The organism is Streptomyces sp. AC550_RSS872, from assembly GCF_019049285.1.
GTDB lineage: Bacteria > Actinomycetota > Actinomycetes > Streptomycetales > Streptomycetaceae > Streptomyces.
On record NZ_JAGMUL010000198.1, the window covers coordinates 81,279 to 91,356 of the forward strand.

At 70.5% G+C, this 10,078-nt stretch carries 9 protein-coding genes and 1 pseudogene; 7 read left to right on the forward strand and 3 right to left on the reverse strand.

All coding sequences use genetic code 11. The features are described from left to right. The first annotated feature begins 8 nt into the window (after window positions 1-8). A complete protein-coding gene (locus KUM44_RS42160) occupies window positions 9-452 on the forward strand; it encodes a VOC family protein (protein ID WP_217215056.1) in 444 nt (147 codons plus the stop codon). Window positions 453-509: 57 nt separating this feature from the next. Next, window positions 510-1,856, forward strand: coding sequence for a hypothetical protein (locus KUM44_RS42165; protein ID WP_217215057.1), 1,347 nt, complete (start codon window positions 510-512; stop codon window positions 1,854-1,856). A 145-nt stretch (window positions 1,857-2,001) separates the two neighbouring features. Here the strand turns inward: KUM44_RS42165 and KUM44_RS42170 are convergent, their stop codons facing one another. Together KUM44_RS42170 and KUM44_RS42175 are read right to left on the reverse strand one after the other, a co-directional pair. Beyond that, entirely contained in the window at window positions 2,002-2,781 is a 780-nt protein-coding gene (locus KUM44_RS42170) for a trypsin-like serine protease (protein WP_217215168.1), read from the reverse strand. Window positions 2,782-3,104: 323 nt separating this feature from the next. Then, window positions 3,105-3,446, reverse strand: a pseudogene (locus KUM44_RS42175) (EamA family transporter); the annotation flags it as partial. An 84-nt stretch (window positions 3,447-3,530) separates the two neighbouring features. On the opposite strand from KUM44_RS42175, the gene KUM44_RS42180 reads away from it, so the two are divergent. The 3 genes from KUM44_RS42180 (at window position 3,531) to KUM44_RS42190 (ending at window position 5,512) form a co-directional block, all read left to right on the forward strand. Beyond that, window positions 3,531-4,142 carry a TetR/AcrR family transcriptional regulator gene (locus KUM44_RS42180; protein WP_217215058.1) on the forward strand — a complete coding sequence of 204 codons (612 nt, stop codon included), beginning with the start codon at window positions 3,531-3,533 and terminating at the stop codon, window positions 4,140-4,142. A 66-nt stretch (window positions 4,143-4,208) separates the two neighbouring features. Continuing rightward, window positions 4,209-4,892, forward strand: coding sequence for a DUF899 family protein (locus KUM44_RS42185; protein ID WP_217215059.1), 684 nt, complete (start codon window positions 4,209-4,211; stop codon window positions 4,890-4,892). 50 nt (window positions 4,893-4,942) lie between these two features. Next, window positions 4,943-5,512 carry a YdeI family protein gene (locus KUM44_RS42190; RefSeq protein WP_217215060.1) on the forward strand — a complete coding sequence of 190 codons (570 nt, stop codon included), beginning with the start codon at window positions 4,943-4,945 and terminating at the stop codon, window positions 5,510-5,512. A 37-nt stretch (window positions 5,513-5,549) separates the two neighbouring features. On the opposite strand, the gene KUM44_RS42195 is transcribed toward KUM44_RS42190, so the two are convergent. Further along, window positions 5,550-6,104, reverse strand: coding sequence for a YceI family protein (locus KUM44_RS42195; RefSeq protein WP_217215061.1), 555 nt, complete (start codon window positions 6,102-6,104; stop codon window positions 5,550-5,552). Between the two features lie 138 nt (window positions 6,105-6,242). On the opposite strand from KUM44_RS42195, the gene KUM44_RS42200 reads away from it, so the two are divergent. Both KUM44_RS42200 and KUM44_RS42205 read left to right on the forward strand, forming a co-directional pair. Next, a complete protein-coding gene (locus KUM44_RS42200) occupies window positions 6,243-8,582 on the forward strand; it encodes a polysaccharide lyase 8 family protein (protein WP_217215062.1) in 2,340 nt (779 codons plus the stop codon). 154 nt (window positions 8,583-8,736) lie between these two features. Further along, window positions 8,737-10,078, forward strand: a 1,342-nt coding sequence (locus tag KUM44_RS42205; protein ID WP_217215063.1) for an acyl-CoA carboxylase subunit beta, incomplete at its 3' end; no start/stop codon positions are given.

Genomic DNA, 10,078 nt, shown 5'->3' on the forward strand with positions numbered 1-10,078 from the left:
GTGAAACCATGGACGACAAGGACGACAAGGACACAGACCCCGGACACTTCCTCGCCCGGGGTCAGGTGGCGACCCGCCTGCCCGCCCAGGACCTGGAGCGGGCCCGGCGCTTCTACTCCGAGAAACTGGGTCTGGAACCGGTCGACGAACGGCCGGGCGGGCTGCTGTACCGCTGCGGTGGCACGGAGTTCGCCGTGTACCGGTCGACCGGAGCCTCCCCCGGAACCTTCACCCAGATGGGCTGGCAGGTCGAGGACGTCGAGGCGGTGGTGACGGAGCTCAGGCGGCGCGGGGTGCGGTTCGAGGAGGTCGACGTCCCCGGCCTCCGCACCACGAACGGCATCGCCGACATCGAGGGCCACTACTCCGCCAAGGGCTTCCGGGGCGAACGAGCCGCCTGGTTCCACGACAGCGAGGGCAACCTGCTGGGCATCGGCGAGCCGTACGCCTGAGCATTTCCAGCCACCGGAAGCGCCGCCTTTTCCCGGCCCATCAGGTAGCGTCGAAGTATGAGGACTCCGCTCTTCCGGGGCCTCATGAGCTTGCTGATCGTGCCGGTCGCCGCGACGGTCGCGGTGCTCACGGCCGGTGCGCCCGGCGCCCATGCGGCCACGGACCTCTCGAAGGTCGCCGAGGCGCTGCGCGAGGAACCCGTCTATGTGGACCCCGCCGCCTCCGGCCAGCTGTCGTCGGCTGACGCCGAAGCGCTCGCCGACAAGATCAAGGATGCCGACAAACCCGTCTTCGTCGCCGTCCTCCCGGCCGACCAGCCGACCGAGAACCTCCTGCTGAACCTCCGTACGGAGACCGGTGTCACGGGCCTGTACGGCGTCCGCGTCGACGATCGCTTCGACGCCGCCGCCGACCCCTCCGTGATGTCCCGGCAGGCGGTGGACAACCTGGTCACCTCGGTGCAGAGCGCCGGAGACCCCAAGGCCCAGCTGAACGACTTCGTCGACGCGGCGCTGCGCAACGTGGGCGGCACGGCACCCGCGAGCTGGAGCGACGGCGGGGGCGGCTCCGGTGTCGACGTCAGCGGGCTGATCGCGGCCGGCGCGGTGCTGGTGGCGGGCGGCGCGGGCGCCTACGCGCTGGTGAAGCGCAACCGGCGGCGTCACGAGGAGCAGCAGCGGGCGGCGCTGGAGAAGCTGCGCGTCGTGGTCGACGAGGACATCACCGCCTTCGGCGAGGAACTGGACCGCCTGGACTTCCACCCGGCGGAACCCGGTGCCGACGACGCGATGCGCGCGGACTACGAGAGCGCCCTGGACGCCTACGAGCAGGCGAAACGGTTCATGGACGCCGCCCGCAGACCGGAGGAGGTCAAAGCGGTCACCCAGGCCCTGGCGGACGGCCGCTTCTCCCTCGCCCGGCTCGCCGCCCGCCGGGAGGACCGGCCCCTCCCGGAGCGCCGTCCGCCGTGCTTCTTCGACCCGCGGCACGGCACCGCGGTGGCCGACGAGACCTGGACGCCGCCCGGCGGCGCAGCCCGTGAGGTCCCGGTCTGCGCGGCCGACCGCACCCGGCTGGCCGAGGGCCGCGACCCCGTGATCCGCGAGGTCGACACGGAGTCCGGCCGCCGCCCCTACTGGGACGCCGGCCCGGCCTACGGGCCCTGGGCGGGCGGCTACTTCGGCGGCGGCATCCTCCCCGGCCTCCTCATCGGCACGATGCTGGGCAGCATGATGGCCGGCCCGGCCTACGCGGCCGACTACGGGGCGGGCTACGGCTACGAGGGTGGCGGCTACGAGGGCGGCGACGTGTCCGGGGCGGACTTCGACGCAGGGGACTTCGGGGGCGGGTTCGGCGGAGGTGACATCGGCGGCGGAGGCTTCGACGGCGGCGGGGGCTTCTGACCCCTGTGTCCGACCGACGGGTGCCGGAGCACGCCTGACGGGTGCCGGAGCGCGAACGGCACGGGCCCGGCGTCCTGAGACACCGGGCCCGCGGTCCCGCGACAGCGGTCAGGTCACAGCGCGGTCAGGTCACACAGTGTTCGGGTCACAGTGAGGACGCGGCCGACGCGATGGCGGAGGCGAACGTCGAGACCTCGGTGTAGACGCCGGGCGCGTTCGGCCGGGCGCAGCCTATGCCCCAGCTGACGATGCCGACCTGGATCCAGGCGTTGCTCGCGTCCCGGCGGAACATCGGGCCGCCGGAGTCACCCTGGCAGGTGTCCACGCCGCCGGACGGGAGACCGGCGCAGAGCTCCTCGCTCGCGACGAGGCCGCTGTAGCCGCTGTAGGAACGGCACTGGGCGTCGCTGACGAACGGCACGTTGGCCTTGAGCATGTACCGCTGCTGGCCGCCGCCCTCGGTGGCCGCGCCCCAGCCGGCGACGGTGAAGGTGCCGGTGTTGTACTGCGTCGTGGTGGCGATCTTCAGCGTCGGCAGGTTGATCGGCTGGGCGAGCTTGATGAGCGCCCAGTCCTTGCCGGTGCCGTTGTAGCCGGGGGCCTGGAGGACCTTGGTGGACCTGACCTGGACCCGGCCGCTGGTGGACTGGAGGTCCACGACACCGGCGGTGGCCGTGATGCTGGTGTTGTTGCCGGAGCCGCTCACACAGTGCGCGGCGGTGAGCACGATCTGCTGGGTGTAGAGCGCGCCGCCACAGCCCATGGAGAGCCGGACCATGAACGGGAACTCGCCCTGCGCGGCCCGGGTTCCGCCGACGACACGCTGGTCGGCGTGCGCGGCCGAGACGGGCTGAAGGCTGACGATCGCGAGGGCGGCGGCGCCGAGGGCCGCGCATCTCTTGAGCGCGGTGAGGAGCTTCTTCAACGTGATGCCTTCCGTGGGGGGTTGGACATGCATGCGAACGTGGAGAAAGCGCTGAAATGTCGGGGGCATGCCAAGTGGAGAGGCGGGGAGCACCTTCTCGATGGTCGATGGCATGCGCCGGTCAATTCGGTTGCTGGATTATGTGGATCCTGTGAGCGCCTGGACAAGGGGTCAATTCCGGCCACGCCCGTTCAGGACATGGGCTTCCCGGCTCAGGACACCGGCCTCCCGGCCGGCCACTGCCGCGCGTACCGCTCCCCGGCCGCATGCCACCAGCCGGGCGGCGACGGGGAGTTGACGACAGCGGTCGGCTGATCGGGATGCAGCAGTGGTCCGGCCAGCGCCCCGGCGACCAGGGGCTGGACGCCGTCGATCAGGGCCGTGGTGCCGCTGGAGACGCCGAGCTGGATGGCGTAGTAGACGGTGAGCAGATAGCCGCTCTGCGACAGCACGCCGATCACGGCCTGCCGGGCGACGTCCCGCGCGGTCAGGCCCCGCCAGGACGCGCGACCCACGACGGCGGCGACGGCGATGAGGATCACGGCCAGCGGCAGGAACCGCCACATCAGGACCGTGACCGCGGGCGCGCTCCCCGCGCCGAGCTTGGCCCCGATGAACCCGGAGCTCCAGCACAGGACGAAGGCTGTCGAGAGCAGAGCGTTCACGGGGTTCACGGGGACCACACCCACTAGACAGATCGGTATACCTGGCTCTGGGTATCCACTATACAGATCGGTATACTTCGAGGTATGGGCACAGCAGAGCAGCCGCGGCGCGTCACGATGACACGCGCCGCCCGCCGCGTCCTGGAGGCCGCCGAGCGGCTGTTCTACGAGCGCGGCATCCATGCCGTCGGCGTCGACCTCATCGCCGCGGAGGCGGGGGTGACCAAGAAGACCCTCTACGACCGCTTCGGTTCCAAGGAGCGGATCGTCGTGGAGTACCTGACCGGCCGGGACGAGCGCTGGAGGGCCTTTCTGGCGCGGTATCTCGACGACCACCTCGACGCCGCGCACGCGACGACGCCTGAGGACCGAGTCCTGGCCGTGTTCGACGCCTCCCGTGCCTGGTCGGCGGCGTACGGCGCCAAGGGGTGCAGCATGGTCAACGCGCACGCGGAGATCAGCGACCCCGCCCACCCGGCCTTCCCGGTCATCACCGGTCAGAAGCAGTGGATGCTGGCCCTGTTCACCCGTCTGGCCGGGGACGTCGCCGGGGCCGACGCGGACCGCCTGGGCCGCACGCTCATGCTCCTGCACGAGGGCGCCCTCGTCGCGCACGGCCTGCGGATCTTCCCGGATCCCCTCACCCACGCCCGCGACCAGGCGGAGGCCGTCCTGCGGATGCGGCACTCCACCTGAGCGATCAAGATCTCCGGCCTAGACTGAAGGCGCCACGGGGGAGGAAGTCGACCCCAGGAGGACGCGATGTTCCGGCACACCCGGCTGCCAGGGGAATCCGCCGAATACCTCGCAGCCCGCGAAGAACTGCGCCTCGCCGAGATCGAGCTGATGCGCCACCGCGAGGAGGTCGCCGCCCGGCGGCGCGCACTGCCGCCGGGGCCGCCGCTCGACGACTACGTCTTCCTGGAGGGCCCCACCGACCTCGACGCAGGCGACGAACCGGTCCGCGAGGTGCGGTTGAGTGACCTCTTCACCGCCCCCGAACGGCCGCTGATCATGTACCAGTTCATGTACGGCAAGGCGCAGACCGAACCCTGCCCGATGTGCACCCTGTGGATCGACGGCTTCAGCAACATCGCCCACCACGTCACCCGCAACGCCGACTTCGTCATCGCTGCGGCGGCCGACCCGCCTGTCCTGCGGCAGCATGCCCGAAGCCGCGGCTGGCACCGGCTGCGGCTGCTGAGCTGCGGCGACAGCACGTTCAAGTACGACATGGGCAGCGAGGACAAGGACGGCGGACAGGACTCCACCGTCTCCGTGTTCACCCGCGACGGCGACGGCACGGTCCGCCACTTCTACTCGGTACACCCCCGCATGTCGCCCGACATCGACGAGCGGGGCATCGACGCGCTGGCCGCCGTCTGGAACCTCCTCGACCTGACCCCCCGGGGACGCGGCGACTGGTACCCGAGCGTCGACTACTGACCCTGGGAAAGAGGACGGTTTCTGACCTATACCGTCCCTACGTTTGTGTCATGAGCCCTGACCGCGCCCCGGAACCCCTCCCCTTCGCGTCCGCCCCCGCCCTCGACGCCTGGCTGACCGAGCACCCCGCCCCGCACCCCGGTCTCTGGGTCAAGGTCGCCAAGAAGGGCTCCGGCATTCCCTCCGTCAGCGCGGCCGAGATCAACGACGTGGCCCTGTGCCACGGCTGGATCACGGGACAGCGCAAGGGAATCGACGCGTCGTACTACGCCCAGCGGATCACCCCGCGCCGGCCAGGCAGCCTCTGGTCGATGGTCAACGTGCGGCGGGTGGCGGAGCTGACGGCCGCGGGGCGGATGCGCTCCTCCGGTCTCGCCGAGGTGGACGCCGCCAAGGCCGACGGGCGATGGGAGGCGGCGTACGAGTCGCAGAGCAACGCACGGGTCCCGGACGAGCTGACCGCCGCGCTGGAGGGGAATCCCCAGGCCAAGGCGGCCTTCGAGCAGCTGGGCCGTACCGACCGCTACCAGGTCATGCTCGGCCTGCTCCGGGCCCGGACCCCGCGTGGCCGGGAGGCCCAGGTCGCCGCGATTCTGCGGGAACTGACAAGGCGCCGGTGAGCCCCTCGCTCACCGGCGCCCGTCCTGTGCGCAAGCGTCACGCGTTCCGGATCGCCGAGATGTCGAAGTTCAGCTTGATCTTGTCGGAGATCAGCACGCCGCCCGTCTCCAGCGCGGCGTTCCAGGTGAGACCCCACTCGGAGCGCTTGATCTCCGCCTTGCCCTCGAAGCCGACGCGCTCGTTGCCGAAGGGGTCCTTCGCGGCGCCGTTGAACTCCAGGTCGATGGTGAGCGGCTTGGTCGTGCCGAGGATCGTCAGGTCGCCGGTGATGCGGTAGTCGTCGTCGCCGAGAGCCTCGGCCGAGGTCGAGCGGAAGGTCATCGTCGGGAACTCGTCGGCCTTGAAGAAGTCCGCGCTCTTCAGGTGGCCGTCACGATCGGCGGAACCGGTGTCGATGCTGTCCATCTTGACGTCGATGGACGCCGTGGACGCGGACGGGTCGCCGCCGTCCAGGTGCAGCGAACCGCTGAAGTCGAGGAACTTGCCCTTGACGTTGGTGACCATGGCGTGGCGGACGGTGAAGCCGATGGTGGAGTGGGCGGTGTCGATGGTGTAGTCGCCGGTCAGCCCGGTCAGGTCGGCGTTCGTCATGGCGTGCTCCTTCGGGGTGGCGTGATGTTGAATCTTTAACTACATCAACGCGACCGACCGTAGACCTATTCCGTCCGGGATTCAACATCATCCGTAAAGTGTTGGCGTGGTTACGCTGAGGTGGTAGATGCCCAAGGCATGACCTCTCAGCGCACAGGGCTCACCAGACCCACCCGCCGAGCCGTCCTCCTCGCGGCGGCGCTCCTGGTCACGGCCACCCCCGCCGCCCGAGCCGCCTCCGCCGACGCCTACGACGCCCTCCGCCTCCGCTGGCTCGACATCGCTCTCGGCACCGGCTACGACCCCGCCGCCGAGCCGTACGCCGCCCGCCTCGCCGAGACCGGCACCCTCGCCCGCGGCCTCCGGGCCACCATGACCCCCACCCCCACCTCCCTCTGGCCCGGCCACCCCTACGACCCGCCCGCCGGAATCACCCAGAGCTACAGCCGCCTGTGGACGATGACCCAGGCCTACGTCCAGCAGGGCACCGGCTCCACCGCCGACCCGGCCCTCCTCGCCGACGTCCTGCGCGGCCTCGACCACCTCTCCGCCACGGTCTACAACCCCTCCACCACCCGCTACGGCAACTGGTGGGAATGGCAGATCGGCAGCCCGCGCCTGCTGATGGACATCACGGCCGCCCTGTACGGCCACCTCACCGAGGAGCGGATCAGCGCCGCCTGCGCGGCCGTCGACCACTTCGTCCCGGACGCGATGCTGACGGACTACTCCGGCACCTCCACCGGCGCCAACCGTGTCGACCTCTGCCGCAGCGTCGCCCTGCGCGGCATCCTCGGCCGTGCCCCGGCGAAGATCGCGCTCGCCCGGGACGCCCTCTCCCCGGTCTTCCCGTACGTCACCAAGGGCGACGGCCTCTATGCCGACGGCTCCTTCGTCCAGCACACGTGGGTCGCCTACTCCGGCACCTACGGCCAGGTCCTCCTCGACGGCCTCGGCCGCCTCTTCGCCCTGCTCGCCGGATCCGACTGGGAGGTGACCGACCCCGCCCGGCAGATCATCCTCGACAGCGTCGAGCACGCCTACGCCCCGCTCATCCACGACGGGTTGATGATGGACAGCGTCAACGGCCGGGCCATCAGCCGGGGTTACCTCAAGAGCGACGACCGGCACGTCATGCGCAGCGACCACTTCCACGGCCAGGCTGTCATCGCCGCCATGGCCCTGCTCGCGGGCGGCGCGAGCGCGGCGGAACGCGAGCGCTGGTACGGCCGGATCAAGGGATGGATCGAACGGGCCACGGTCACACCTGTCTTGACGGGCCGTCAGTTCGGAGTCGCGGATCTCGCCCGCCTGCACGCCGTCGCCGAGTCGCCGGTCCCGGCCGCCTCCGAGCCGACCGGCCACCATCTCTTCGCGGCCATGGACCGAGCTGTCCACCGCCGCCCCCGCTTCGTCGCGAACCTCGCCATGGCCAGCGACCGCATCGCCCACTACGAGTGCGGCAACGGCGAGAACCCGCGCGGCTGGCACGCCGGCGCCGGAATGCTCTCCTGGTGGGCCGACGGCCCCGGCGGCCGGGCCGATCAGTACACCGACTGGTACTGGCCGACCGTCGACTGGTACCGCCTCCCGGGCACGACCGTCTCCACCAAACGCCTCCCCGACAAGGCCGGCGGCGAATGGGGCGAGCCCAAGCCCGCCGTGCGCTGGGTCGGCGGCGCGACCGACGGCGAGTACGCGGCGATCGGACAGCACCTGAAGGGCCTCGGGTCGACGCTCGAAGCCCGTAAGTCGTGGTTCTGCGTCGAGGACGCCGTGATCTGCCTCGGGGCTGGGATCCGCTGCGCCGACGGCGTCCCCGTCGAGACCGTCGTCGACAACCGGAACCTGGGGGAGGGCGGCACCCAGGCCTTCGTACGGGGCCCGGGCTGGGCACACCTGGAAGGGCACGGCGGCTGGGTGGTGCCGTACGGCGACCTGCGCACCCTGCGCGAGGACCGCACCGGCGCCTGGGCCGACATCAACACCAGCAGCACGACTCAGGCCCGCACCCGCCGCTGGCAGACCCTCTGGCTGGACCACGGCACCGACCCGACGGACGCGACCTACGTCTATCTGCTCATGCCCGGCGCCGGCCACCGCGAGGTCGCTGTCCGGGCCGCGCAGGGCCGCCACTGGCTGTCGGTCCTGGCCAACGACGGCACGTGCCAGGCGGTGCGTGTCCCCTCCCTGGGCCTGACGGCCGCCAACTTCTGGCAGCCGGGCACCGCCGGCCCGCTCACCGCGTCAGCTGGTGCGAGCGTGCTGCTCCGCCGCCGCGGCCGTACGGCTACGCTCTGCGTCAGCGAGCCGCCGCGCACGGGCGAGCCGCTGGAGATCACCTGGGACCACCCCGTACGCCACGTCCTGCGCGCCGACGACACGGTCCGGATCCTCTCGACAGGCCCCCGACTGCGCCTGCGTGTCACTCCGGGGATGGTATGCGCCACCCATCGATGTGAGGTGCTTCCCGGCTGACGCCTTTGTGCGACCCCCACAACGCGGATGCCCTCTGAGCAGTCGGAAAGGCTGCACGCCCCGATGGTTCTGTTCAGGGGTACCAGGAAAAGGGTCCGAGGACTGTACGGAGTCAACGGCTCGCTTTCCTTGGTGTCCTTCGTAAGGTCGCTACATGACCGTTTTGGATGAGGCACCGGGTGAGCCGATCGACGCCCGTGGGCGGACGGCCGAGCTGCACGAGATTCGTGCCCAGGCGCTGGCCGGCCCGAGCGAGAAGGCGACGACGGCGCAGCATGCCAAGGGCAAGCTGACGGCCCGGGAGCGGATCGAGCTGCTCCTGGACCCGGGTTCCTTCCAGGAGGTCGAGCAGCTGCGCCGGCACCGGGCCCAGGGCTTCGGCCTGGAGGCCAAGAAGCCGTACACCGACGGTGTGATCACCGGCTGGGGCACGGTGGAGGGCCGTACGGTCTTCGTCTACGCCCACGACTTCCGGATCTTCGGCGGCGCGCTGGGCGAGGCCCATGCCACGAAGATCCACAAGATCATGGACATGGCCATCGCGGCCGGTGCCCCGCTGGTCTCCCTGAACGACGGCGCGGGCGCCCGTATCCAGGAGGGCGTCTCGGCGCTCGCCGGCTACGGCGGCATCTTCCAGCGCAACACCAGGGCGTCCGGCGTCATCCCGCAGATCAGTGTGATGCTCGGCCCCTGCGCGGGCGGCGCGGCGTACAGCCCGGCGCTGACGGACTTCGTGTTCATGGTCCGTGAGACGTCCCAGATGTTCATCACCGGCCCGGACGTGGTCAAGGCGGTGACGGGCGAGGAGATCACCCAGAACGGGCTGGGCGGCGCGGACGTGCACGCCGAGACGAGTGGCGTCTGCCACTTCGCCTACGACGACGAGGAGACGTGCATCGCGGAGGTGCGCTACCTCCTGTCGCTGCTGCCGCAGAACAACCGCGAGAACCCGCCCCGCGTGGAGTCCACGGACGCCGCCGACCGCCGCTCGGACGTCCTGCTCGACCTCGTCCCGGCGGACGGCAACCGGCCGTACGACATGGCCAAGGTCATCGAGGAGATCGTCGACGACGGCGACTACCTGGAGGTCCACGAGCGCTGGGCGCGCAACATCATCTGCGCGCTGGCCCGCCTCGACGGCCAGGTCGTCGGCATCATCGCCAACCAGCCGCAGGTCCTCGCCGGCGTCCTGGACATCGAGGCGTCGGAAAAAGCTGCGCGCTTCGTTCAGATGTGTGACGCTTTTAACATCCCGATCGTCACTTTCCTGGACGTCCCCGGGTTCCTCCCGGGCGTCGACCAGGAGCACGGCGGAATCATCCGGCACGGCGCGAAGCTCCTTTACGCCTACTGCAACGCGACCGTGCCGAGGATCTCGCTGATCCTGCGCAAGGCTTACGGAGGTGCGTACATCGTCATGGACAGCCAGTCCATCGGTGCCGACCTCACCTTCGCCTGGCCGACGAACGAGATCGCCGTGATGGGAGCGGAGGGTG

Bases quoted from the DNA above. Each gene is read 5' to 3' on its own strand.
- KUM44_RS42165 (WP_217215057.1), top strand. From the start codon at position 510: ATGAGGACTCCGCTCTTCCGGGGCCTCATGAGCTTGCTGATCGTGCCG.
- KUM44_RS42160 (WP_217215056.1), top strand. From the start codon at position 9: ATGGACGACAAGGACGACAAGGACACAGACCCCGGACACTTCCTCGCC.
- KUM44_RS42185 (WP_217215059.1), top strand. From the start codon at position 4,209: ATGTTCCGGCACACCCGGCTGCCAGGGGAATCCGCCGAATACCTCGCA.
- KUM44_RS42190 (WP_217215060.1), top strand. From the start codon at position 4,943: ATGAGCCCTGACCGCGCCCCGGAACCCCTCCCCTTCGCGTCCGCCCCC.
- KUM44_RS42195 (WP_217215061.1), bottom strand. From the start codon at position 6,104: ATGACGAACGCCGACCTGACCGGGCTGACCGGCGACTACACCATCGAC.
- KUM44_RS42180 (WP_217215058.1), top strand. From the start codon at position 3,531: ATGGGCACAGCAGAGCAGCCGCGGCGCGTCACGATGACACGCGCCGCC.
- KUM44_RS42200 (WP_217215062.1), top strand. From the start codon at position 6,243: ATGACCTCTCAGCGCACAGGGCTCACCAGACCCACCCGCCGAGCCGTC.